This is a genomic window from Chroococcidiopsis sp. (assembly GCF_051657925.1).
In the GTDB taxonomy this organism is placed as follows: domain Bacteria; phylum Cyanobacteriota; class Cyanobacteriia; order Cyanobacteriales; family Chroococcidiopsidaceae; genus Chroococcidiopsis.
Genome location: NZ_JBOFLP010000320.1, coordinates 23,263 through 48,068, shown reverse-complemented (window position 1 = coordinate 48,068; position 24,806 = coordinate 23,263). Strand labels below are relative to the sequence as shown.

Here is a 24,806-nt window from a genome sequence, read left to right as displayed (position 1 = left end):
TGGCAACGATTGGACTGCTGCATCTACCACAAGTACAATTAATCTGAGCTTACCAGCAGAGTTCTACACCGACTTGGAGCAAGTTCAAATTGTAGCGTGCGGTACGAGTTGGCACGCTAGCTTGGTGGGTAAGTATTTGCTGGAGCAGTTAGCACAAATTCCCACACAGGTACACTATGCTTCAGAGTTCCGTTACGCGCCGCCGCCTCTGATGCCAAATACGTTGATTGTAGGCGTGACGCAATCTGGTGAAACGGCTGATACGCTATCGGCGATCGCTATGGATAAGCAACGCCGTGCCGAAAAAACGCCACAATTTCGTCCTCGTCTGTTGGGAATTACCAACCGAATGCAAAGTTCGCTAGCTCGACTAGTAGACTACACAATTGACATTCAGGCTGGAATTGAAATTGGCGTAGCCGCCACAAAAACCTTTATTGCCCAGCTAGTTGCTTTTTATTGCCTCGCCCTCGATCTGGCGTATCGCCGACAAACTCTATCAGCGACTCAACTAGAGCAAATCATCGGGCAACTGTGGCAACTCCCAGCCCAGATTGAGTCAATTTTGGAACAGCAAGAGCGACAAATCGAAGAACTCGCCCATGAGTTTACTGAGACGCAAGACTTTATTTTCATCGGACGGGGAATTAATTATCCGATCGCGCTGGAAGGGGCGCTGAAATTGAAGGAAATTAGTTACATTCATGCGGAAGGCTATCCAGCGGGAGAAATGAAACACGGACCGATCGCTTTGTTGGATGCCAAAGTCCCTGTCGTGGCGATCGCTATGCCTGGTAGCGTTTATGAAAAAGTTCTTTCTAACGTACAGGAAGCTAAAGCCCGCGACTCGCGCTTAATTGGCGTTGCGCCCATGCACGACGAACACGCCAAGGAAATATTTGACGATACACTCCCCGTCCCAGTTGTAGATGAAATTCTCTCTCCCATTCTCTCAGTTATTCCGTTACAGCTACTTGCCTATCACATCGCTGCAAGGCGTGGCTTGGATGTGGATCAGCCCCGTAATTTGGCTAAGTCCGTCACCGTAGAATAGAATTTCAGCTGCTAGCCGTTCTCAACTGCACAAAATCTAAGACAGGGGCGTACATCTGTGCGCCCTGAAAAATTTCTCACTGGAACGCGATCGCTGACTAATGACTAATGACTAATGACAATCTCCATCAGCATTTGTCACTCAAGTTTGAAATACTTAAGAAATTAATTCTCGTTCCAAAGTTTGCTCGATCGCTTGTAAAGATTGCTGATTGACTTGCAAACACTTCCATCCTCTATTTGCACCGATCGTAAAAGTCAAACCTCCCTCTCTCAAAGCACTGAGTACTTGCCGCGCTGTATTTTTGTTAATCGCAACTTTCTGAGCGATAGTTTCTACCGTCATAGGTTCTTCACCGCTACAACAGTCAAGTATTTCTAAAGCTAATTGATAAGGTTGAGCTAAATATGGTCGCACAACCTGTTGAAATGGTTGCGGTAAACAGTGGCGAAACCACAGAATAAATTTTGTTGCTGTTTGAATTTTTTCTACACTTTTTTGATTCACTTGCTCTACTTATCAGTTATCAGTTATCAGTTATCAGTTATCAGTGTAGAGACATTACATGTAGTGTCTGTACAAAGTTGTCAATTATCAGCGAGCGCTAGTGAGAAGTCTAAAATCCTCTCGCCTCTTGCCTCCGATCGGTTATCAGTTAGTATTTACAACTAGGCCATCTACAAGCAGCAATGCTTTTGTTGCCCAGAAACCGTTTTAATAGCTAGTCACTAGTCACCGATCGCTGGTCACCGATCGCTGGTCACTGAATTGCTCCCTTTTAGGGACAACTTCATCCCTTAGAGGGATAGCGTAATTTTAGGGCTAATGCGAATATCGATGTATCTACCGAAGGGCGGGTAATTTACGGATTGTTTCTCACCCTATTTCAGTAAATGTTCAATAGACTTTCTCATTGAAATTGAATTGACTGCACAATAAAAACTGTTTTTCAGGTAATTGTCTAAACTATTGTCTAAACTGTTGAGATCGAATTGATTGAGGTTGAATATGAGTCTAATTCAAGTTGCATTGGTTGAAGACCACACTCTTACCCGCTTAGGAATGCGGACTGCTCTAGAACAGACTCAGAAAGTGAAAGTGGTTGGCGATGCTGCTAATGCCCATGATGGTTTGCAATTGCTACAAATGACTAAGCCAGACGTGGCGATCGTCGATGTAGGTTTACCAGATATGGATGGGATTGAATTAACTCGTAAATTCCGCGAGTTTCAAACCCAAACGCCAGACTGCAAGAGTAAAGTTTTGATCCTGACTTTAAACGATCGCGAAGATACTGTTTTAGCTGCTTTTACGGCTGGAGCAGACTCTTACTGTATGAAAGATACCAGTATAGATCAATTAGTCGAAGCGATAGAAGCGACCTACGCAGGTGAAAACTGGATTGATTCGTCAATCGCCCGGATTGTGTTGAAAGAAGTCCGTCCGGTTGGTGCTAAGCCAACGGTGGCGATCGATGCCATAGAGCCAGAGTACACTCAAATGCTGGCAGCTACTCCCCTAACCGATCGCGAACTTGATGTGTTAGCGCTGATTGTGGCAGGGCATAGTAATTATGACATTGCCGATAAACTCTACATTACAGTTGGCACTGTCAAAACTCACGTCCGTAATATTCTCAATAAGTTATGCGTCAACGACCGGACGCAGGCGGCTGTACGCGCCCTCAGAGCTGGTCTGGTAGCATAGTTTTTACATAAATGTCTACGTGTAGAGACGTTACATGTAACGTCTCTACACGTATTGTCTCTAAACATAATAAGTTTCTTGCTTAAAAGGACTGAAGCCGCGATTGAGGTAGTTGGGTATGGCGGCTGGATGGTCTAAAGTGCAGGTATGCAACCAAATATAATTTTCGGTTAAATCCCAAGCTCGTTCGAGCGCTATAGTGAGTAGGTGTTTGCCGAATCCCCGCCCTAAAAATTCGTCGAGAATACCAAAATAAGCAATTTCTACCGATTTATCTTCGTGTTGTTTTAATTCAAAAAATCCGGCTGGCGCACCAATTGAGTAGAGAACCCACACAGAAACATTGGCTCGATCGAGGTGAGTCCGAATTTCTTCATCTGTCCATTTGAGGCGATCGCACCAATGGTATTTACGTCCAACTTCAGTGTAGAGATAGCGATAAAAAGAAGCCGGACATTCAACGACCTGATGAATTTGCAGGCGATCGCTTTCCATTTTGGCAGGTTTTAGCTCATCTGCCGCTGTCATTTTTAAATAGGTGCGAGTCACTTCAATTGTCATTGGTCATTGGTAGTTGGTCATTGGTAGTTGGTAGTTGGTCACGCACCACGCACCGATCATCGCTTTTTTGCCGATTTAGTCGATCGCGGTTTTGTCGCTGCACCGTTTTGTGGAGTTTGGCGTTGATTGGCGGCTTGGGTAAGCAGAGAATCGGCAAAGGCGATCGCATCTTGGGCAGATTTACCACCAGCTAGGTTTGCGAGTTCCTCACGCCGAGTATCAAAATTATCTAGGGCTGCGACTCTTACGACAGTCCTAATTTCTTCCGATCCCTGTACGGGCGGGTTTGTCGGGATTGTTTGTTGATTTTCAGGCGTGTCTGATAAACCCGCCCCTACGACTCCCGACTTCGGTACGGGCGGGTTTGTCGGGATTGTTTGTTGATTTTCAGGCGTGTCTGATAAACCCGCCCCTACAATCACTTGCTTATCTACCCGAAAATGGCGATCTGCCATAGCTGCAACTAAGGGTTGGTGGGTGACGCACAAAACTTGGTGGCGTTGGCTGAGATGGTGGAGTTTATCGGCGATCGCTTGGGCGACTCTTCCCGATACGCCAACATCAATTTCATCAAAGATGAGCGTTCCCGATGCTTCAGCTTGGGAAAAACAGGCTTTCAGGGCGAGTAAAAATCGACTCATTTCACCCCCAGAGGCGATCGCAATTAAGGGTTGTAATGGTTCACCAGGATTAGGACTAAACAGAAAAGAAATTTGGTTGTTTCCGGTGGCTGTAGGGACTGTAGAGGCTATTTCTACCTGAAATTGGACTTTTTCCATCGCCAAGGGTTTGAGTTCTGCAAGAATCTGTGCTTCGAGTTTGGCGGCGGCTTGTTGGCGCAGTTGGGTGAGTCGATCGCATTCCTGCAACAGTCGGTCTAGATATTTTCGTTCCTGTTGTTCCAAGGCTTCAATCGATTGTTCGCTGTCGTTGAGTTCGGCGAGTTCTGTTTGAATTTTTTGGTAGTAGGCGATCGCTTCTGGGAGAGTACCGTATTTGCGGCACACCAGTTTCAATTCGCGAATGCGGGATTCAACGATTTCTAGCCGCTGCGGATCGGATTCTAAACTTTCTCCATAAGCGCCGATCTGCCGTCCTGCTTCCGTAACTGCTGCTAGTGCTTCACCCACTAAATCGAGGATTGGTTGTAGCTGGGTGTCGTATTGCACCATATCTGTTAGCGTCACTTCTGCTTCTGCTAGCAAGTCGGCGCTGGCTTGCCCGTCATTCTCATTTTGATAGAGGACTTGGTAGACTTTATAACTCGACTGTTGCAGTTCTACGACATGGCTGAGGCGTTGGCGTTCCTGTTCCAGTTGTTCTAGTTCGTCTGGTTCGCTTAAACTAGCTGCTTCTAATTCTTTGACTTGATAAGTTAGTAAGTCAATTTGCTGCAACCGCTGCCGATCGGACTGTCGCCGTTTTTCTAAACTATTTTTGATCTGTTGATATTCAGTGTAAGCAGTTGCGACAACTTCTCGCTGTTGAAAATGACTTGTTCCTCCATAAAGATCTAACCATTCCCGTACTTGGGCTGCTTGTCCTACTTGTACGGCTTGCCCTTGGGCAGTAATTTCTACCAGGCGATCGCGTAGTTGTGCCATTTGCTGGCGGTTGACGAGTACCCCATTGACTCGCGATCGGCTGCGGAGGCTATTTTGAGCCACGGATAGTTCGCGACTGCATATTAAGGAGTTATCGTCAAGTAGTTCGATTTCTTCTGTAATTAGCCAGTCAGCCAAAACTTTATCCAATCGAAATGTCGCTTCAATCGAGGCGCGATTTGTTCCCGTGCGAATGGCGCGACTATTGACTTTTCCACCTAAAGCTGCATCGATCGCATCTAAAATAATCGATTTACCAGCACCAGTTTCGCCTGTGAGGACATTCAGACCAGTGCCGAATTCCAACTCCAGCTGGTCAATTAAAGCAAAATTTTCAATCTGGAGGGAGATTAACATGAAGGGCTATGTCGTAAGGGCGATCGCATACTTGCCACCTCATGAATTTTAGCCAACATTGGTAGGGGATTAATAGTCTCGCTGGTAATTGGTAGTTGGTAGTTGGTAATTGGTAGTTGGTAGTTGGTAGTTGGTAATTGGTAGGTGATAATTGGCAGTTGATAGTTGGTTGCTGACTTCTGTTACGATAGGTCGCAAGTTGGACTTTCAGCTCAGGAGTCTAGGATGCCAACTAGAGATCGCCTTGTACAAGCCAATGATAAATATGGCTGTAGGCGTAAGCCAACGCAAACGAGTAAGTGGATAAATGGCAGGGTTACCCTTTTGACTTTTCACGTTTAACTTTTGACTTTAATTTAAATGGAAGTCGCTCAGTTAGTTACTGTCTTAATTATTCTGTTACTCGTAGCAACTGGCGTGGCTTTACTATCCCGTTGGTTGCGAATGCCTTATGTTGCAGGTTTAGTGTTAGCGGGTTTAGCCATTACCGAACTTTTACCTCAACGCATTGGTTTGGATGACTCTCTAATTTTGAATTTGTTTTTGCCAATTCTCCTATTTGAAGCAGCTATCAATACTGATACTAGTCGCCTGCGTAGCACTATTAAACCAATTACCCTGCTAGCGGGACCAGGAGTTGTTATCGCCTCTGGGGTGATAACAGTAGTACTGAAATTCGGACTTGGTTTGAGTTGGATACCAGCGTTGCTAGTTGGGGTGATTTTGGCAAATACAGATACCGTTTCCGTGATTGCTGTCTTTAAAGAAGTGCTTGTGCCTTCGCGACTGTCTACGATTGTCGAGGGAGAAACGTTATTCAATGATATTTTCACTCTAGTTTTATTTAATCTGGTTTTAAATGTCAGCGTGACTGGTTCGTTCTCAATTTTGGGTGGGTTACAACAACTTTTTGTAGCGATCGCAGGCAGTATTTTAGTAGGGCTAGCCTTGGGCTATTTGAGTACGGGTAGCACGGGTTTATTAGCTCGAATGGACGATCCGCTCAGTAGTATCTTGCTAACAGTAGCAGTAGCACTAGGAACTTTTCAAATCGGACAGGCTTTGGGAGTTTCTGGTGGGGTAGCGGTGGTTGTTGCAGGGCTAATCTTTGGTACGATTGGGCTTGTTAGACAGATATCCGCTTCTAGTAAGTTGACTTTGTTGAGTTTTTGGGAATGTGCCAGTTTTGGTGTTAACAGTTTTATTTTTCTGCTTATCGGTATAGAAATCGATTTAATCACTCTTTGGCAAACTCTGCCTGCGGTACTATTAACATTTTTGGCTTGTCAGGTGGCACGACTTGTCTCTGTCTACGGGCTATTAGTTTTAGTACGTTGGTTCGACCGTCCGATTCCGTGGCGTTGGCAGCACGTTTTATTTATTGGTAACATCAAAGGCTCGTTATCTATGGCGCTGGCGCTGAGTATTCCACCCTCGCTAGCAGGGCGAGAGCAGCTAATTGCGATAGTGTTTGGTACGGTGTTGCTATCTTTAGTTGGGCAAGGATTGAGCTTGCCTTGGTTTATTAAACGTTTGCATCTGTCTGAATTTTCCAAATTTCGGCAACAGATTGAAGAATTACAAGCACAATTGATGACTGCCAAGGCAGCACAAGATGAATTAGATAGTCTTTTAAGATCGGGAGTATTACCAAAAGCCGTCTATGAAGAAATGAGATCGGCATATCAGGTAAGAGTAGCAGGGGCAGAAAAAGCACTGCGGGAAATTTACAATCGCCGCCCAAATGATTTAGATGCTAGCAAAGATGACCGTACTAAACTCGATGCTATCCGTCGCCGCTTATTATTAGCAGAAAAAGGGGCGCTTAATGAAGCAATTCGCAAGCAAATTCTTTCAGAAGAAATTGTGCGATCGCGCTTGCAAAAGCTTGACGAGCAACTACTAAGCCTAGAAGACGATTGACAGTTATCAGGGAGCAGGGAGTAGGGAGTAGGGAGCAGGGGGGCAGAGGAGCAGGGGGAAAATAACTTACGACTTACGACTTACGACTTATTTTTAATGACTTTACCTGGACTAATAAAAGAAATGCCTTGATGGTAGCCGCTACCAATCATAACTGCTTCAATAATAGGTTCGGAAACTTCTGTTTGAGCTATCCATTCCACAAGAAATTTAGCTCCCGATCCTCCACTAGTATCGGTTGTATCAATGACAAAATCTGTAGAAGCTAGAGCATCAATTTGAATTGGTTGCTCTAAATATTGCCTGACTAACTTTCCATTTGTATCGTAGTAGCGAACAAAGGTAATGACAATAGGATTTGCCAAATCGGTGTTACGAATACTGAGGGTAGCTGCTAAATTAAAAGTCTTTTTTCCATCATCGTGATAGATATGAGAGTAGACAGGAACGTAGACAGTTTGACCTGCTACTCTTTTAAAGTTTTCATCTACATTTACTACTTGTTGAGATGGAGTTTCCTGTGGAGAATTAGCTTTTTGCGACGGACTTGGTGACGTACAGGAAGTCAGAAAAAAAACAGATACAAGTAAGCAAAATAATGGATATATTCTCATGAAAATTAGTTACCGACAACCTTCGATAAAATCGATAACTTGATGTAGCGAGCCTGGTTTCGTCACGATTAATACAGTTGAATCCGGTTCTAGTATTGTACTACCATTAGGTATGACTAAATCTTCATGAGGATGGGCTTGATAACCAATAATTAAAGAGCCTGTGGGAAATCTTCGATCTTGAGCAATTTCGGCAACGCTACGACCGACAACGTAGCAATTATTAGAAAGAGCGAGTTTCAATACTTCAATTTGTCCCTGCTCGAAATGCATCATCGATTCCACTTGGGGATACTCGATCGCATTTACCATCGTAGAGACTGCCAGCTCTACAGTACTAATAATATGATTAGCTCCAGCAAGACGTAGCGGTTCGGCAAAATCGCGGTGACGCATCCGCGCCAAAATGTGAGAGACTCCGTAGTGCTTGGCAAGAGTTACCATTGCTAAATTTAAAGCATCCTGACGGAGGACAGCAGCCACAGAGTCAGCTTTGCGAATCCCTGCTTCTAACAACACTTCTGTATTGACTGCACTCCCTTCAAAAGCCATCACCCCCACTTGTTCGCGGGCATAACGACAGGCATTAGGATCGCAATCGATAATTGCAACAGTATGACCTAATTCTACAAGCTTTTGTGCCAAATTTAGCCCAACTAAGCCCGCGCCGCCAATTAGTACGTACATTGCTATACCAAGCTGTATGCTTCAATTTACAGGCTAGCAGAAATGTTGTACGTCATGAGTCATTCGTTATTTTTGACTGTCAGATAAAAAGATGGGTAAGAAATGCGATTTGCAAAGCTTTAATGCCCAATACGGATATCCTCGACAGCCAACCACCAATAGAATCTCCAAAACTTGCCCATCATCAGTAGGATTACTTTACTGAACTAAAAAGCGATAATGATGACGTTGGTGCAGTGCGATCGCTGTCGGACGTAACAGATTTCTGTCTTAAGTCCAGTGGCGTTCGGGTATTGCGACAACTTTTTTAGGTAACAAATTGTTACAATAGTTAGCGAACTCACGCCCAAGCGTCACCAAATTCATGAATGTGAAGCAGGTTTCCACAAATCCTCAGCAGTTGGACAGCCAAAGAGGGAACAGTTACGTAGAAGTAACGACAGATAGCCCCGTGGCTAGCATAGATGTTGTGCCAAGACACGCTACAGAAATTGGACACAGCTCGATCGAGCCGGAATTGGCATTAAGATACGAACCGGAAGCGATCGCTGCATATTACAGTCGTCGTTCTTTTCAGGTTGTTGGTAGAATTTTTGCGGTTCTGCTGCCTTGTTTTTCCTTTGCTTTTGGTTTGTGGTGGGACAAGCAATGGGGACGCAGCTTAAAAATGCAGCAGCGCAGGGCAGTTCAGCTCAAGGAATTGTTGACGCAACTGGGTCCAGCTTATATCAAAATCGGTCAAGCTCTTTCTACTCGCCCCGATTTAGTTCCACCTGGATATTTAGAGGAACTAACGCAGCTACAGGATCAGCTACCACCTTTTGATAATGCGATCGCCTACCGTTTCATTCAAGAGGAATTGGGGCAAACTCCAGAAGAAATTTACGCCGAACTATCTCCCAATCCGATTGCTGCTGCTTCTTTAGGGCAAGTGTATAAGGGTAGGCTGAAAACTGGGGAAGAAGTGGCAGTGAAAGTGCAGCGTCCCGACCTGCGCGATCGCATTACTATCGACTTATACATCATCCGTCGTCTGGCAGCTTGGGCAAACAAAACTTTTAAGCGCATCCGCAGTAACTTAGTCGATATTCTCGACGAGTTTGGATATCGCATTTTTGAAGAAATGGACTACGTTCAGGAGGGCGAAAACGCCGAACGTTTTACCGAATACTACGGGTATTTACCAGATATTTATATTCCTAAAATTTACTGGGAATACACTCAGCGCCGAGTATTGACGATGGAGTGGATTACAGGAACGAAGCTGACGCAGGTAGAAGCGATTCGCGCCCAAGGAATAGATGCCCAACACATCATTGAAGTTGGGGTGCAGTGTTCGCTGCGTCAGCTATTGGAAAACGGATTTTTCCACGCCGATCCTCACCCAGGGAATTTACTTGCCACACCCGATGGGAAGTTGGCATATTTAGACTTCGGCATGATGAGCGAGATTCAGCCAGCCCAGAGGTACGGATTGATTGAGGCGATCGTCCACTTGGTAAATCGTGATTTTGACTCTTTAGCACAAGACTATGTGAAACTGGAGTTTTTGACTCCAGATACAGACCTAACACCAATCGTCCCTGCCTTTGCTAGGGTGTTTAATGCTGCTTTGGGTGCTAGCGTATCGGAATTGAATATTAAAAGCATTACTGACGAACTGTCGAATTTAATGTACGAATATCCTTTCCGCGTCCCAGCATACTACGCTCTAATTATTCGATCGCTGGTGACGTTGGAAGGAATTGCCATTCGGATCGAACCTGATTTTAAAGTTCTCAGTGCTGCATATCCCTATGTTGCTAAGCGGTTGTTGATCGATCCAGCCCCAGAATTGCGGGCATCGTTAAAAGATTTACTGTTTAAAGAAGGGACGTTCCGCTGGAATCGCTTAGAAAACTTGTTACGCAATGCCCGTGGGAATCAGGACTACGACTTTAATATTGTCCTGAATCAAATGATTGATTTTCTTTCATCCGAACGGGGGGCTTTTATTCGCGATCGCCTGGTAGATGAGATCGTTAAGAGTGTAGATGCTGTGAGTCGAAATACCTTACACGCCGTCACATCCAGGCTGCGAGACACATTCGATCGCGTCCCCCTGGGAAATCGTTTGGCAATGGCAATTCATGAAACTCCAGGTGCTTCTTCCGAACAACAGCAGACTTTGGAGCATATCAAACGTATTTGGGGAATTTTACAAGAAACCCGTGGTTTTGACCCCGCACAATTAATTCCGCAACTGGCACAGGTGTTAACAAAACCAGAAACTCAACGAATCGGGCAGCAACTCGCCAGTCAGTTGACGCAAAAGGCGATCGCGCGATTGCTACGAGAGTTATTAATTACACCAGAAGATAATTACAGCAATGGTTATAAACCAAGTGTCAGCGATCGTTTAATCTTGCCACCTGCAAAGGTTTAAAAGTGGTAATGGGTAATGGCAATTACCCGTTAGTAAGAAAATTTAGAAATTTAACCATTTACGGACTGAAAAACTTTAAGGTTTTCCCCTTCGGGTACATGATTTGTACGAGTAAACAAATCTTTACCAGCAAGAGCAGCTGCAACACGAGCAACTGAAGCACCATACTGGCGACCCCCTTCCAGCATTTCTTCTTGAATGCCAATTGGTTCCATACGCGAACCACCTGAACGCGCATAGGGACCCCAGCGAGAACCTGTAACCTCGCTACCCGGCGCTGACTTTGGAAATGGAACCAGAATCATCCCACACTCCGCTAACGAACCGAGCATAGCAATTTGGGTCAATTCAACACCTGAACCCGCATTTCCATATCCCCCACCTGTAGCAAATACACCTGCAACCTTGCCCACCAGTTCATCAACTAACCAAAGTTGATATATGCTGCTGTCAATGAATTTCTTGATTCTCCAATCCAGCATTCCCATATGTACGGGCGAACCAAGAATCAGAGCGTCACATCGCCGAACTTCGTCTATTGTTGCTTCATCTGCGGTGCGTAATGTAGTTGTAGTATTTGCGACCGATGCAGCTCCCTCAACTACACTCTGAGCTAGTTTTTGGGTATTACCAAATAGGCTAGCGTACACAACAAGAACTTCAGCCATGTGTAGTCCCTCTAGCTAACAACTTGCCTATAACAGTAACACGATAGTTAAAATCCAGAGAAGCTGGAGATAGTACTACTAACTACCAACTACCCATTACCCATTACCAATCAATCCGTTTCATCTCCCTCTTGTTCCCGCCTCACATTTGTTTCCAAAGCCTGAATTTGTTCTCGTCTAGCTTCTACTTCTAGCGCCCGTCGAGATAACTCTTGCGTTTGTAAAGTTAGGGTTTGTCGCCATTTTTCTGCTCGTTCCATTTCTTGTTGCAAAAATAATGGAGTAATGCCACTAGTAAGATAGGTTTGGACTAATTCCATCACCCAATCCGCAGCGTTTTGAAGGCTGTAAACCTGGCAGCAATCTGGCGAGAGTTCTGCCAGTACCAACAAACCCTCAGCAAGAGTAAAAGGACAGCGATCGCCAATCGTAGTTTCCACATCGAGAATAGCACTGCGATCGCTTACCAATACCCAAGTATGCTCTGCTTCTTGACTGGCAAGCAATTTTAAGCCTAACTTACCAGAGATCCCGTACTTGATAATTTGAGCGAGGTAGAAAGTCATAGGTAGTGAGTGGTGAGTGGAAAGAATTCGGAATTCGGAATTCGGAATTAATTGTGAATTGTGAATTGGTAGTTGCTCCCTCTGCTCCCTTGTCCCCCTTGTCTCCCTCTACTCCCTACTCCCTGCTCCCTGCTCCCTAATTCAGCAAACGCAATCGGGCTTGGAGAATTTCAATTTGTTTTTCGGCTTCGGCTAAAGCATCCTTAGCACCTTGGACGACATCAGGCGGGGCTTTATCGACAAAGGTGGGGTTAGATAGTCGCGCCGAGAGAGATTTGGTTTCAGCTTGGGCTTTACTAAGGCTTTTTTCTAATTTGGCTCTGAGTACGGCAACATCGACGACTCCCGCCAAAGGAATTAGGACTTGTACCGTACCGACAACATCGGCGATCGCGGGTTCTAATGCTGTATCTAAAGCTGAAGTTATCGTCAGTGACTCGACTTTGGCAAGGTCTTGAATATACAATTCACTACTTGTCAAAATTTGGCGTTCGCGATCGCTTTCACTTTGCATTACCGCTTTTACTTTTACCCCTGGCTTAATTCCTGCCTCCGCCCGTAGATTGCGCAGGGTACGAATTGCTTCAATTAACAATTCAAATTGCTGCTCTAATTCTGAGTCAATTAGAGTCGCATCTGATTCTGGATATGGTTGTACGGATATACTCGCTGCTTCATCTGATTGTGTCAGCGTGTGCCAAATTTCCTCAGTAATATGAGGCATAAAGGGATGCAGAAGTTTGAGAATACCTTCTAAAACGTAGGCAAGAGTTTGTTGTGCTACCAGCCGTGACGCTGCGCCCTCAGCATCTTTCTGGAATAGTCGAGATTTGACTAATTCGATATACCAGTCGCAGAAATCGCCCCAAATAAAATCATATAATCCTTTTGCCGCTTCTCCCAAGCCGTAACTATCGATATAATCTGTCGTTTGTTTGACAACCTGGTAGTAGCGAGAGAGAATCCAGCGATCGGATAATTGTAGGGGCGGGTTTAGCGAAAGATCGTCAGTTAAGCCAATAGATTCTCGTTCAAAACCCGCCCGTACGGGAGTCGCAAGAGAATCTGTTTCTTCCCTCCTTATCAAGGGGGGATTGAGGAGGGATCTCAATTGTTGCGGAGTTTTGCCATCCAAATTCATCATCACGAAACGGGCAGCGTTCCACAATTTATTCGCAAAGTTGCGAGATGCTTCCACAGAAGCAGATTCATCTTTTTGGCGGTTGTAATCCAACCGAATATCTTGTCCCGCGCCGACAACTTCTTTCACCAAGGTGTAGCGCAAGGCATCTGTCCCATATTTATCCATTAGTAACAGCGGATCGATGCCATTTCCCGCCGATTTGGACATCTTCTTGCCGTTTTCATCCAATACCAACCCGTGAATGTAGACATCCTTGAACGGCATCTGTCCGGTAAAATGTCCCCCTAACATGGTCATTCTTGCCACCCAGAAGAAGATGATGTCAAATCCCGTGACTAGGGTAGCGGTAGGATAGTAAAATTCTAAGTCTTCAGTGCGATCGGGCCAGCCTAAAGTGGAAAAGGGCCACAGTCCTGAGGAAAACCACGTATCTAATACGTCTGGGTCTTGTTCTAGCTTGACATCTGTACCAAATTTTGATATAGCTTTTTCCCGCGCTTCCGCCTCACTTCGCGCCACAACAAACGGCGTGTTATCGCAGATTTCTCCGCCTGTCTCGCTGACGGCATACCAAGCCGGAATTTGATGCCCCCACCATAGTTGACGCGAGATACACCAATCTCTGAGTTTAACTAGCCAGTCGCGATAAACCTTCGTCCAGCGTTGGGGGACGAACTGGGGCGAATTTTTTTCGTCTAGAAATGATAGAGTGCGATCGGCTAAAGGACGAATTTTGACGAACCACTGAGTTGAAAGTAGTGGCTCAATTGGAACTTTTCCGCGATCGCTATACGGTACGGCGTGTTTGTATTCTTCGACTTTGACGAGAAATCCTTCCGCTTCTAAACGTTGGACGACATTCTTACGGGCAACAAATCGATCTTGTCCTTGAAAATCTCCCGCATTTTCATTCAGTGTGCCGTCTTTATTCATAATATTAATAAACGGCAGATCGTGACGCTGACCCATCTCAAAATCGTTCGGGTCGTGGGCAGGAGTCACTTTAACGCAACCCGTCCCAAATTCAGGATCGACAAATTCGTCGCCAATTACCGGAATTTCTCGCTGCATAATTGGTAAAGTTAGGGTTTTCCCAATTAAATGTTTGTAGCGATCGTCTTTTGGATTTACCGCGACAGCCGTATCGCCTAGCATTGTCTCTGGTCGCGTTGTTGCTACTTCTACAGATCCAGATCCATCAGTTAATGGATAGCGGAAGTGCCATAAATGCCCGTTGACTTCTTTATTTTCTACTTCTAAATCGGATACCGCTGACTGAGTTGCGGGACACCAATTCACTAAATATTTGCTGCGATAAATCAGTCCTTCTTCGTGAAATCGGACAAACTCTTCGACAACGGCTTTGTTTAAGCCTTCATCCATCGTGAAGCGTTCCCGCGACCAATCTACGGAAACTCCCAAGCGTTGCAGTTGACCGACAATTGTACCCTTAGATGAGTCTTTCCACTGCCAAGCGCGTTCGAGAAATTTCTCCCGTCCCAGTTCGTAGCGGGTTTTGCCTTCTGCTTGCAGTTGCTTTTCGAGAATTGTATGGACTGCAATACTGGCATGGTCAGTTCCAGGGAGATAGAGCGCATTGTATCCTTTCATGCGATGGTAGCGGATCAGGGAATCTATCAGCGTGTTATCGAAGGCGTGACCCATGTGGAGGCTACCAGTCACGTTGGGGGGAGGAATGACGATGCAGTAGGGTTCCCCGCCGCGCTGGGGGTCTGCTTTATACACTTGGTTGTCTTCCCAGAATTTTTGCCACTTGGCTTCAGTGGTGAAGGGGTCGTAGAGGCTGGGCAGGTTAGGAATGGTTGCTGTCATGTCGGGAAGACGGAATGCAGTGAATTATTTAATATTTTGCCATAGGGCAAGGTGGAGGTAGAACAAGTAATGTCATTCGTCATTCGTCATTCGTCATTGGTGAATACAAATGACTAGTGACCAATGACAAATGACAACCATTACGCAAGATCTCACAAATTAAATCGGGATGCTATATAAATGGAACCTACAGAGGAACAATATTTAATTATTAATGCCCTCGATACGCTAGATTTACTAGAAAATGGCTTTTATGATGAGAGTACAGGCGACTGGTATATTCAAACTCATAGCTCTGTTTTACCAATTTCTGTTATTCAGCATGACGGTGAAGTAGTTCCAACTAACTGGCGGTCAGATTTATGAGAGAACCATCTGAATTACAAAAACAGCAATATGAAAGATTTACAGAAATTTTGAATACTGGCAAGCAACGCTACATGGAAGCCAAGGGGACTCATAAGGGTTATCGCGCTGGTCTGAAAGGACAAGATTATTTAACTGATGAAGAAAGACAAGAAGCATTATCCTTAGTACGACAGTTATTTCAAGTTCGAGAAAAGTCAGATAATTTAACTGCAACGCCATTACTAAAAGAGGGAATAGAAGCTGATTCTTAGCCTTGTGCTAAATTTTAACGTCTGCGCGGAAAGCGATCGCTCAAATTATCTATTGCTATCGATCGTTTGCAGGTGAAGATAAAAATAATGTGAGACTGGAGACATTGACATGACTTGCCAACTCGATAATTAAGTCGAGTTTTCCATCCCTATCTAAATTGCCTACCCAAAAAACTGAGGGAGGTTTGCGATCGCTACACGATACTAAAAACAGTAGGCAAAATATTGGTATCGTTCTAACTGCCTCATAGCTCAACCGATCTCTTTGTCTATCTGTAAATATTTTTGATTGATTAGTCAATCAAAGTTATTCTAAGAATTAGGGAGTAACCAAACAATTTTTCTCCCCTGCTCCTCTGCCCCCCTGCTCCCTCTACAAACTCAACGACGAATACACGACTAGGATATAGCCATGCCCCCACGGGACGATCGCGATTTTGAGGATAAGCGACAGCAAATTATTGATGGTGCTTTACAAGTTTTTGCTAGCAAAGGCTTTGAGAAAGCAACCAATAAAGATATTGCTACGGCATCCGGTATTGGTTCCCCTGGTTTGATTTATCACTACTTCAAGGACAAAAGCAACTTGTTTCAACAAGTTCTCGAACAACGCTTGCCTTTAATGCAACTACTGAGCCACAGCGACGAGTTGATGACCAAGCCGATACAGGATGTGTTAACTCTGTTCGGTCATGCTTTTCTCAGAATGGCTGAAAATCCTACATCGCTGGCTCTATTCAAACTCATTATGGGAGAAGCAATTCGGCAGCCGCATGTTGCAGAAATAGTAAATCGAATTGGTCCTAGTCGTTCGGTGACTTTCTTAACCCATTATTTAGAACAACAGATGGCTGCTGGCGTACTCAAACCGATGAATCCAAATGCAGCAGCACGCTGTTTCGCTGGTTCTTTTGTGGCATATTTACTAACGCGGGAGGTCTTCATGCAACCCGACGCACAGCAGCTTAGTGCAGAAGTGATGGTAGAAACTGCGGTCAAAGTTTTCTTACAAGGGACATTAGTTGCTCCCACAGATGAGTAGGGATACGGGGTAGGAATAATTCATGCGATTCAGCTTTAGGACGTTTTTTCGAGCTTTGTTGATTAACTAATCAATCAAGAATAAGTTCAATTGTTTTGGAAGTTTTCAGGAGTTTTTGGTATGACTAACGATACAACTCCCATATCGCCAACTGATGCCGTATCCCCGCAGCATGAAATTTTAGACCAGCAAACGACAACCTGCTGTATTGTGGGCAGTGGTCCGGCAGGAGCAGTATTGGCGCTGCTGCTGGCACGTCAAGGTATACCTGTGATGCTGCTGGAAGCACACAAAGATTTGGATCGTGACTTTCGGGGTGATACCATTCACCCGTCTGTGATGGAGATCTTGGCAGAATTGGGCTTAGCCGAACGCTTGCTTGAGCTGCGCCACACCAAACTACGCCAGCTGAATATTCGCACAGATGGGAAAACTTTCACAATTGCTGATTTTAGTCACTTGAAAACCCGCTATCCGTACGTTACAGTGATGCCCCAAGTAAAATTCCTAGAGTTTATCACTGAGGAGGCAAAACAGTATTCCAACTTTCAACTCGTGTTGGGCGCAAACGTACAAGAATTAATTGTGGCAGATGGAGGAGTCCGAGGCGTACGCTATCGCGGACATGGCGGTTGGCATGAAGTGAGAGCGCAGCTTACAGTTGGTGCAGATGGTCGTCATTCCCGCCTACGTCAACTAGCTGGATTTAAGCCAATTGAGACCTCGCCACCTATGGACGTGCTGTGGTTTCGTCTTCCGCGCCGACCGGACGAACCAGAAGGTTTGAATGGTCGTATCGGTAGCGGTCATATTTTAGTAACAATCGATCGCTGTGATACTTGGCAGATTGCTTATGTCATTCCTAAAGGTGGTTATCAAGATTTGCGGGCGGCGGGATTGGAGGCGTTGAGAAAGTCTATTGTTGAAGTAGTGCCGGAATTAAGCGATCGCGTGGAACTACTCAAAGAGTGGTCTCAAATCGCATTTCTCTCAGTTGAGTCGAACCGCCTACCGCAATGGTATAGTTCTGGCTTACTATTGATTGGTGACGCTGCTCATGTCATGTCACCCGTTGGAGGAGTAGGGATCAACTATGCGATTCAAGATGCCGTAGTAGCGGCAAACGTGCTGAGCGAACCACTAAAAACTGGTAGATTGCAGCTACAAGACTTAGCCAAAGTCCAACGTCGGCGTGAGTTGCCCATCCGATTTATCCAGGCTTTTCAGTCTTTAATCCAAAAGCAAATTCTCAATCGAGCGCTCAAGCCACAGCAAAAGTTCCAGATGCCAAGCTTGCTAAGGCTATCAATTCTGCGCGATCTGCTAGCGCGGTTAATTGCCTTTGGGTTAGTGCCCGTGCATGTAAAAACTTAGCTTTTGAAAGTGAGTAGTGAAGAAAGAAAGGTGTAGGGTGTAGGAGGAATTCGGAATTAATCGATCGCTGGTCGCTGGTCACTGGTCACTGGTCACTGGTCACTGGTCACTGGTCACTGGTCACTGGTCACTGTCTCTACGACTAGCGCATATTTCCTTATTTTTCAATCTTTACCACTATATGTAAATCGCGTATAGTCTTAATCTATTGCCTTTAACTGCTAAGGCTTTTTTTCCAGTCAAACCTTTTTCCTAAATATTTTACCTATGGTGCGAGAGCTACAGCGCTTAAACCCAACCAGCCAGTTTCCCGAAACTGCCCCAGCTGCAAATCCAGTTTTTTTCAGGACGTATAGTCGGCGGATAGGAGGTGGGCGCGAGACTTGGGAACAAGTATGCGATCGCACCCTGCGCGGGCTAGTAGAATTGGGTAAACTCACCCCAGCAGAAGCCGCTATTCTCGAAAAAATGCAAAAGGAGATAAAATCTCTTCCTAGCGGGCGCTGGCTGTGGGTAGGGGGTACGGAATGGATTTCTCGGCAAGAAAACTTTTCCGGCGCTTATAACTGTACTTCTACCAACGTAGTAGACTGGCGGGCTTTTGGCTTGATGATGGACTTGGCAATGATGGGCTGCGGTACGGGTGCAATCCTCGAACCCCAGTACATTAACCAACTTCCCGTGATTCGCAACCGCCTCCACGTTACTGTAGAAGGAGAAATTGGCACAACTCCCGCTTCAGAACGGCGAGAAGAGACAGAAGTGCAAATTGAGGGTAATATCGTTCATCTTCTGGTCGGTGATAGCCGCCGAGGTTGGGTCAAGTCTTATCAAACTCTGTTAGAACTATCAACTAACGAGCGTTTTTCGGATATCGTACATGTCAGCGTCAATCTCGGCAATATTCGTCCGGCAGGAGAGATCTTAAAAGGCTTTGGCGGCGTTGCTAACCCGATTAAATTGCCAGAATTGTATCAACGCTGCGCAGCAATTTTGAATAAAGCCGTAGGCAGAAAACTTAATTCTGTTGAATGTTGTTTATTAATAGATGAAGCTGCCGTTGTTGTAGTTGCCGGAAATGTTCGCCGCTGTTTACCTGAAGATGCTTTAGTACATACATCAACGGGACTCGTCCCAATTCGAGATATCCAAATTGGAGATTTAGTACAAACTCCACTTGGTTTTCGGCAAGTAGTTGATAAATTTGACCAGGGCGTTCAAGAAGTTTACGAAATTGAGACAAACGGTACTTTTCCTCGCGCCACTTTAAATCATCGCATTGCCGTGCTAGCTGATGCTAAAGGTAACATTAACTGGAAGCAAGTTGGAGATATAGTAGAAGGCGATCGTCTCATGCACAATACTCAGGTTCTTCCTGGTACTGTAACTCAATTACCACCAGATTTTACCGCAGAGCGACCAATTCAAAGTAGAAATGCTAGACCAATTATTATCCCAGAATTAACTCCTGAAGTTGCATGGCTGATTGGTCTGACTCATGGTGATGGATATGTCAGTTTAGGTAGAAATAAACATGGAAAACTCTACGGAGCAATTTCTTGGGCTTGTAGCAGCTTAGATAGAGAACTAGCTGCTAAAATTCATCACAAGATCGATCGCGCTTTAGCTTTCTTTGGATTAAAGGCAACACACGTACTGCTAGCAAATGAGAATACGCTGCGATCTCGTGTTACTTCTATTCGAGTGGCTGAATATTTCCACGAATACATCAAACAGCCAAATAAATCGATAGAAATTCCTGACTTTATTTTGCAAGGTTCGGTTGACATCAGAGCTGCTTATTTAGCAGGTTTAATGGACAGTGATGGTGCAATTAATAATAGACCACCTCATTTAGTGACAACAGTTTATCGCTCATTTGCTAGACAAGTAGCTGCTGTTCTTTCCAGTTTGGGGATTGCTGGAAAAGTACAGCTAACTCGTCCACAAGTAGAAAATTGGCAAGTAAAATATAATGTCACTTTACCAGCTTTAAAAAATCAATATAATGCCTTAATTGCACTGCATTCAGTCAAAGGTGAATTACGCCAGGGATTGAAAACGTATGGATTTACCATACCTGGTTCGCTGATGCGTGAAGTATACACCTATAGCGAGATGCGAGAAATGGGATTTCAAGGTTCTCGCTCTGTAGATGCTAATTACGAACGCTACACTGCTGAATCAGAAGTTTGTCTTGATATTCCAGTTACAGTGCAAGGTTTGGGAAGTTACGACTACGTTCAAACCTACGATATTGAAGTAGAAGAAGCTCACTGTTTTTACTGTGATGGCTACCTCACACATAATAGTGCGGGGATGCGTCAAGGTACTAGCAATGACGAGCTATTTGCTAATGCTAAAAATAACCTTTGGCAACAAGATGAAAACGGTAACTGGCGGATCGATCCCGAACGCGATGCGCTGAGAATGGCGAATCATACCCGCGTATTTCATCAAAAGCCAACCTTAGAAGAATGTATTAATGCCGTTCGCAGTCAATATTATTCTGGTGAAGGAGCAATTCAGTATGCGCCGGAAGCGATCGCCCGTAGCAATGCAGATTTTTTAAGTAGTCAAGCACTAAAGCAAGAGTTTATTGAAACATACGTAACTTCAAAAGAAAAAGCTCACATTTGGCTGAAAGATCGCCATCCAGAAATAACGAATTTTGAACTGGAACATAGGCTTTCAAGATATGGTTTGAACCCATGTGGCGAAATTTTGGGTGGTAATTTCCACTGCAATTTATCGGAGGTTCATTTAAATCAAATCGACCCCAAAAATGACAAAGAACAAGAAGAAGCCTTTACAGCAGGAGCCTTGTCTGTCGCTTCTTTGTTGAATCACAAATTTCTCGAACCTCGCTATCAATTCAGTCGCGAATTAGACCCAATTGTGGGTGTTTCTTTCACCGGATTATTCGATTTCTTCGTCCGTGCTTTTGGTGTCGATTGGTTGCGGTGGTGGGAACAAGGAAGACCGGAAGAATTCAGAATTCAGAATTCAGAATTCAGCAGTGAGAATTTGGCGGAGTATTTTAGAAATAAAGAAAGGGAGTATCTCAGTCGTTGGCGCGATATCGTGTTTCGCGTTGTGTGGGAATATTGCGATCGCCATAACATTAAACGCCCGAATCGCTGTACTACCGTCCAACCTAGCGGTACTAAATCTCTATTGACTGGCGCGTCTCCTGGCTGGCATCCTCCCAAAGCCCAACGTTTTATTCGTCGGATTACCTTCCGCAAAAACGATCCAGTGGCACTAGCTTGCATTGACTACGGTTATGGTGTCGTTCCCTCCCAATCAGATAAAGACGAAAATGGCAATTTGTTGAACGACCCCTTCGATCCTCGTTGTATGGAGTGGTTGGTAGAAATTCCTGTCGCCGTGCCTTGGGCAGATTTACCCGGTGCTGATGAAATTGAGATTAGCAAATTTAGCGCTTTAGCCCAAATGGATTTCTACATGCAAGTGCAGAAATACTATGTAACTCACAACACTTCCGCAACAATTGAGTTGCGAGAAAACGAGGTCGAAGCATTGGGGATGCGGATTTACGAAACCATTCAAAACAATGAAGGTTATATTAGTGCTGCCTTATTAGCCAGATTTGACGACTTACAAACTTTTCCCCGCTTGCCATTTGAACCGATAACCAAAGCTAAGTACGAAGAATTAATGCAACAAGTGCATTCCCGACGGCAAGTGCATGATTTTTATACTGCCCTCAGCCGCTATGATGCTCAAGAGTTAGATGAAGCAGGTCCAGCAGGGTGCGATTCAGATAAATGCCTCTTTCCTCAACAGGAAGGGGCGAGGAGTGAGGGGTGAGGAGTGAGGGGTGAGGAGTGAGGGCTTAGAAGAGAGCTGGGGGAGAGTCGCCCAGCTGGGGGAGCAAAACAATTCACGCATTCAAAATTCTCTACACCCCACACTCCCCACACTTCCCACACTTCCCACTCTTTCCCTCGCTCCTCGCTCCTCGCTCCTCGCTCCTCAAACCTCTCGACTAAAAAGCTAGAATTTCAAACAGTACAGATGCAGCCACGCATAGAGGAAATTCAAATATGTTTGTAGACGAACTAGCACCTATTTTTAAGGAATTGGTACAGCACCCAGTTTCTTTTTTAGGAGGATTTGTCTCTGGGGTACTGCACCTCAGCCTAGCTGACGATCCAGTCAAAAGTTGGCTCGATCGCCAGTCTGATTCTTCCAGCTACAATTCTTCCACATCTGGCGATCGCAACGGCAAAACTAGCGGTCCTCAAAGCATTTCTATCGACTAGAGGTAGAGAGTTACGTAGAGACGCGATCTTTCGCGCCTCTACAGTGATGATTGTTAACTGTTAACAGTTAAGCAGATTAAATGATAACTATTGGAAATTTTTTATGCAGTATTTGTAATACAGAAGACCTTTGATAAACAAACCATACGATATGATATGCGTAAGTGTAAGTTCAGTCCTGTAACTGGTTAAATTTGAGAAGCTGCTACCGACTGGGGTTGTCTATCTTGAAAAGCTAGATTACTGATAAATTTGAAATCTGGTGTTTGCCAAAACTGCAAATTTTTAGGTTCGATTTCTCGACTGAACTTGACTCTCTGTTCAGACTTACGCGACCGATTATGACTATCTACGTTGGAAACCTTTCTTACCGCGCTACGGAAGAAGACCTGAGAACTGTATTCGCAGAATATGGCACGATCAAGCGCATTGTCCTACCGATGGATCGGGAAACTGGCAGAATGCGCGGATTTGCTTTCGTTGACATGGACGAGGATGCCCAAGAAGAATCAGCGATCGCTGAATTAGATGGTGCCGAATGGATGGGAAGACAGCTGCGAGTCAATAAAGCTAAACCCCGCGAAGAAAATGGCGGTGGCGGCGGTGGATATCGGCGTAACGGAGCCGGAGTGAGGGCAAGATTTGGTCAGGAGTAGTTACAACCACCCCGCTCTGTAGGAAACTACTCGGAACAAGATTAATACTTTAAATCTGAATTTGGGTCAACCCTTTCACTGACCAGTTAAGTATCTGACACTGATAATTGCTGGTCGGTGTTTTGTCGATCGCGATCGGAATCGATCTAATTCTTGTCATCAGTTCAACCCATGTTGTCAATCGCTCTTGGCAAGAACTAGACTGATGGCTTGACGGCATTGTTTGAAAATCAGACTCTGAAGCTAGATCCGAGATCGCCGTATTTCGCAATCGTTCAGCAACACGATTGTGGCGATCGCGCGTGGCAAGGTGCAGTGATTTCTATAGTTTATCTAAAGCCAGATTCCACTATTTAGATTCAGTTCCTAAGATAGTAGTGCAGGGTGCTGCCTTATTGGTAAATCTTGCAACATGCCCTCATCTACAGAGAGAGCGATCGTTATGGCTGAAGCTGTCCAACATCCAATAGATTACGAATCTGCACTAGGTCGGGATTGTACAACCCTGTCTCGACACGTCCTACAACAGTTGCAAAGTTTTTCTGCTGATGCCCAAGATCTGAGCGCCTTAATGAGTCGCATTGCCCTCGCTGGCAAGTTAATCTCGCGTCACCTCAGTCGTGCGGGATTGATGGAAGGCGTACTGGGATTTACCGGAGACGTGAACGTACAGGGGGAATCAGTCAAAAAGTTGGACGTTTATGCCAACGATGTTTTTATCTCGGTTTTCAAGCAGAGCGGTTTAGTCTGTCGCTTGGCTTCCGAAGAAATGGAAAAGCCATATTACATTCCTGAAAACTGTCCGATTGGTCGTTATACCTTGCTTTACGATCCAATCGATGGTTCATCCAATACAGATATTAATATGAGTCTGGGATCGATCTTCGCCATCCGACAGCAGGAAGGCAACGATCTAGATGGAGAGGCAAAAGACTTACTGCAATTGGGAAGCAAACAAATTGCAGCAGGATACATCCTCTACGGACCCAGTACCATGTTGGTGTATTCCATCGGTAAGGGCGTGCATTCTTTTACCCTCGATCCCAGCCTTGGAGAATTCATACTTTCGGAAGAAAATATTCAACTGCCGCAACACGGTTCGGTTTATAGTGTCAATGAAGGCAACTTCTGGCAATGGGACGAATCGATCCGAGAATACATTCGTTACGTCCACCGCACAGAAGGCTATACCGCACGTTACAGTGGAGCTATGGTAGGTGACATTCATCGGATTTTAGTGCAAGGTGGCGTGTTCCTTTACCCTGGCACGGTGAAAAAACCAGAAGGTAAAATCCGCCTACTGTATGAATCTGCTCCCTTAGCATTTTTGGTCGAGCAGGCAGGAGGCAGAGCAATTACGGGAACCCAAGACATCATGGATGTCGTGCCAGAAAAACTGCATCAACGCACTCCGTTGATTATTGGTAGTAAAGATGACGTGGCATTAGTTGAGTCCTTTATTCAGCGACACGCCCAAGCCCAAGAGGAAAAGAATATTCGGGCGCAGGCACGCATACCTCAATGAGAGGGGTTAGGAGTTAGGGGTTAGGGGCTAGAAAAGAGCAGAGGGGCAGAGGAAGCAGAGGAGCAGAGGCAGCAAAAACACGCACCACGTACCACTCATCACGCACCACTCTCTTACCTCTCACTCCTCACTCCTCGCTCCTCGCTCCCCAGTTAGT

24 protein-coding genes are annotated in these 24,806 nt (G+C 45.1%); 14 read left to right on the top strand and 10 right to left on the bottom strand.

What is annotated here, in order from left to right; translation table 11 throughout:
- The coding region (glmS, locus tag ACRC32_RS25820) for a glutamine--fructose-6-phosphate transaminase (isomerizing) (protein WP_438556658.1) at positions 1-1,054 on the top strand (1,054 nt) is incomplete at its 5' end.
- A gap of 156 nt (positions 1,055-1,210) precedes the next feature.
- On the opposite strand, the gene ACRC32_RS25815 is transcribed toward glmS, so the two are convergent.
- The gene (locus ACRC32_RS25815) at positions 1,211-1,561 is read right to left on the bottom strand and encodes a winged helix-turn-helix domain-containing protein (RefSeq protein WP_438556657.1); all 351 of its coding nucleotides are present in this window, start codon (positions 1,559-1,561) and stop codon (positions 1,211-1,213) included.
- A gap of 501 nt (positions 1,562-2,062) precedes the next feature.
- On the opposite strand from ACRC32_RS25815, the gene ACRC32_RS25810 reads away from it, so the two are divergent.
- On the top strand, positions 2,063-2,761 hold the full coding sequence (locus tag ACRC32_RS25810) for a response regulator (RefSeq protein WP_438556656.1): 699 nt from the start codon (positions 2,063-2,065) through the stop codon (positions 2,759-2,761).
- Between the two features lie 60 nt (positions 2,762-2,821).
- Here the strand turns inward: ACRC32_RS25810 and ACRC32_RS25805 are convergent, their stop codons facing one another.
- From ACRC32_RS25805 to ACRC32_RS25795, 3 genes are all read right to left on the bottom strand, one after another.
- Positions 2,822-3,322 (bottom strand): GNAT family N-acetyltransferase, encoded by a 501-nt coding sequence (locus ACRC32_RS25805; protein ID WP_438556655.1) that lies wholly within the window; start codon positions 3,320-3,322, stop codon positions 2,822-2,824.
- Between the two features lie 56 nt (positions 3,323-3,378).
- Entirely contained in the window at positions 3,379-5,283 is a 1,905-nt protein-coding gene (gene recN / locus ACRC32_RS25800; RefSeq protein ID WP_438556654.1) for a DNA repair protein RecN, read from the bottom strand.
- A 69-nt stretch (positions 5,284-5,352) separates the two neighbouring features.
- Positions 5,353-5,481 carry a hypothetical protein gene (locus ACRC32_RS25795; protein ID WP_438556653.1) on the bottom strand — a complete coding sequence of 43 codons (129 nt, stop codon included), beginning with the start codon at positions 5,479-5,481 and terminating at the stop codon, positions 5,353-5,355.
- A 162-nt stretch (positions 5,482-5,643) separates the two neighbouring features.
- Between ACRC32_RS25795 and ACRC32_RS25790 the strand changes: the two genes are divergently transcribed.
- The gene (locus tag ACRC32_RS25790; protein ID WP_438556652.1) at positions 5,644-7,206 is read left to right on the top strand and encodes a cation:proton antiporter; all 1,563 of its coding nucleotides are present in this window, start codon (positions 5,644-5,646) and stop codon (positions 7,204-7,206) included.
- Positions 7,207-7,286: 80 nt separating this feature from the next.
- Here the strand turns inward: ACRC32_RS25790 and ACRC32_RS25785 are convergent, their stop codons facing one another.
- Together ACRC32_RS25785 and ACRC32_RS25780 are read right to left on the bottom strand one after the other, a co-directional pair.
- Positions 7,287-7,820 carry a DUF3124 domain-containing protein gene (locus ACRC32_RS25785; RefSeq protein ID WP_438556651.1) on the bottom strand — a complete coding sequence of 178 codons (534 nt, stop codon included), beginning with the start codon at positions 7,818-7,820 and terminating at the stop codon, positions 7,287-7,289.
- Between the two features lie 9 nt (positions 7,821-7,829).
- Positions 7,830-8,507, bottom strand: a complete 678-nt coding sequence (locus tag ACRC32_RS25780; RefSeq protein ID WP_438556650.1) for a potassium channel family protein — start codon at positions 8,505-8,507, stop codon at positions 7,830-7,832.
- 364 nt (positions 8,508-8,871) lie between these two features.
- Between ACRC32_RS25780 and ACRC32_RS25775 the strand changes: the two genes are divergently transcribed.
- The gene (locus ACRC32_RS25775; RefSeq protein WP_438556649.1) at positions 8,872-10,932 is read left to right on the top strand and encodes an ABC1 kinase family protein; all 2,061 of its coding nucleotides are present in this window, start codon (positions 8,872-8,874) and stop codon (positions 10,930-10,932) included.
- 50 nt (positions 10,933-10,982) lie between these two features.
- Here ACRC32_RS25775 and ACRC32_RS25770 read toward each other — a convergent pair whose 3' ends face one another.
- From ACRC32_RS25770 to ACRC32_RS25760, 3 genes are all read right to left on the bottom strand, one after another.
- Positions 10,983-11,600, bottom strand: coding sequence for an NAD(P)H-dependent oxidoreductase (locus tag ACRC32_RS25770; RefSeq protein ID WP_438556648.1), 618 nt, complete (start codon positions 11,598-11,600; stop codon positions 10,983-10,985).
- 110 nt (positions 11,601-11,710) lie between these two features.
- On the bottom strand, positions 11,711-12,166 hold the full coding sequence (locus ACRC32_RS25765; RefSeq protein ID WP_438556647.1) for a hypothetical protein: 456 nt from the start codon (positions 12,164-12,166) through the stop codon (positions 11,711-11,713).
- A gap of 136 nt (positions 12,167-12,302) precedes the next feature.
- Positions 12,303-15,143, bottom strand: coding sequence for a valine--tRNA ligase (locus ACRC32_RS25760; RefSeq protein ID WP_438556646.1), 2,841 nt, complete (start codon positions 15,141-15,143; stop codon positions 12,303-12,305).
- Positions 15,144-15,323: 180 nt separating this feature from the next.
- On the opposite strand from ACRC32_RS25760, the gene ACRC32_RS25755 reads away from it, so the two are divergent.
- Positions 15,324-15,509 (top strand): hypothetical protein, encoded by a 186-nt coding sequence (locus tag ACRC32_RS25755; RefSeq protein WP_438556645.1) that lies wholly within the window; start codon positions 15,324-15,326, stop codon positions 15,507-15,509.
- Complete coding sequence (locus ACRC32_RS25750) at positions 15,506-15,763, top strand: hypothetical protein (RefSeq protein ID WP_438556644.1); 258 nt, start codon at positions 15,506-15,508, stop codon at positions 15,761-15,763. Before ACRC32_RS25755 ends, ACRC32_RS25750 begins: the two co-directional genes overlap by 4 nt.
- A gap of 55 nt (positions 15,764-15,818) precedes the next feature.
- Here the strand turns inward: ACRC32_RS25750 and ACRC32_RS25745 are convergent, their stop codons facing one another.
- A complete protein-coding gene (locus ACRC32_RS25745; protein ID WP_438556643.1) occupies positions 15,819-16,064 on the bottom strand; it encodes a hypothetical protein in 246 nt (81 codons plus the stop codon).
- A gap of 111 nt (positions 16,065-16,175) precedes the next feature.
- On the opposite strand from ACRC32_RS25745, the gene ACRC32_RS25740 reads away from it, so the two are divergent.
- The 8 genes from ACRC32_RS25740 (at position 16,176) to fbp (ending at position 24,649) form a co-directional block, all read left to right on the top strand.
- Positions 16,176-16,805: a TetR/AcrR family transcriptional regulator gene (locus ACRC32_RS25740; RefSeq protein ID WP_438556642.1), complete on the top strand. Its 630-nt coding sequence runs from the start codon at positions 16,176-16,178 to the stop codon at positions 16,803-16,805.
- 120 nt (positions 16,806-16,925) lie between these two features.
- Positions 16,926-18,179, top strand: coding sequence for an FAD-dependent oxidoreductase (locus ACRC32_RS25735; RefSeq protein WP_438556641.1), 1,254 nt, complete (start codon positions 16,926-16,928; stop codon positions 18,177-18,179).
- A 267-nt stretch (positions 18,180-18,446) separates the two neighbouring features.
- Positions 18,447-22,013, top strand: coding sequence for a ribonucleoside-triphosphate reductase, adenosylcobalamin-dependent (gene nrdJ / locus ACRC32_RS25730; RefSeq protein WP_438556640.1), 3,567 nt, complete (start codon positions 18,447-18,449; stop codon positions 22,011-22,013).
- 10 nt (positions 22,014-22,023) lie between these two features.
- Positions 22,024-22,203 carry a hypothetical protein gene (locus tag ACRC32_RS25725; protein WP_438556639.1) on the top strand — a complete coding sequence of 60 codons (180 nt, stop codon included), beginning with the start codon at positions 22,024-22,026 and terminating at the stop codon, positions 22,201-22,203.
- A 46-nt stretch (positions 22,204-22,249) separates the two neighbouring features.
- Positions 22,250-22,468: a hypothetical protein gene (locus ACRC32_RS25720; protein ID WP_192156038.1), complete on the top strand. Its 219-nt coding sequence runs from the start codon at positions 22,250-22,252 to the stop codon at positions 22,466-22,468.
- 341 nt (positions 22,469-22,809) lie between these two features.
- Positions 22,810-23,124 (top strand): RNA recognition motif domain-containing protein, encoded by a 315-nt coding sequence (locus ACRC32_RS25715; RefSeq protein WP_192156036.1) that lies wholly within the window; start codon positions 22,810-22,812, stop codon positions 23,122-23,124.
- A gap of 210 nt (positions 23,125-23,334) precedes the next feature.
- A complete protein-coding gene (locus ACRC32_RS25710; RefSeq protein ID WP_438556638.1) occupies positions 23,335-23,481 on the top strand; it encodes a hypothetical protein in 147 nt (48 codons plus the stop codon).
- A gap of 85 nt (positions 23,482-23,566) precedes the next feature.
- Positions 23,567-24,649, top strand: coding sequence for a class 1 fructose-bisphosphatase (fbp, locus tag ACRC32_RS25705; protein ID WP_438556637.1), 1,083 nt, complete (start codon positions 23,567-23,569; stop codon positions 24,647-24,649).
- Positions 24,650-24,806: the final 157 nt, after the last annotated feature.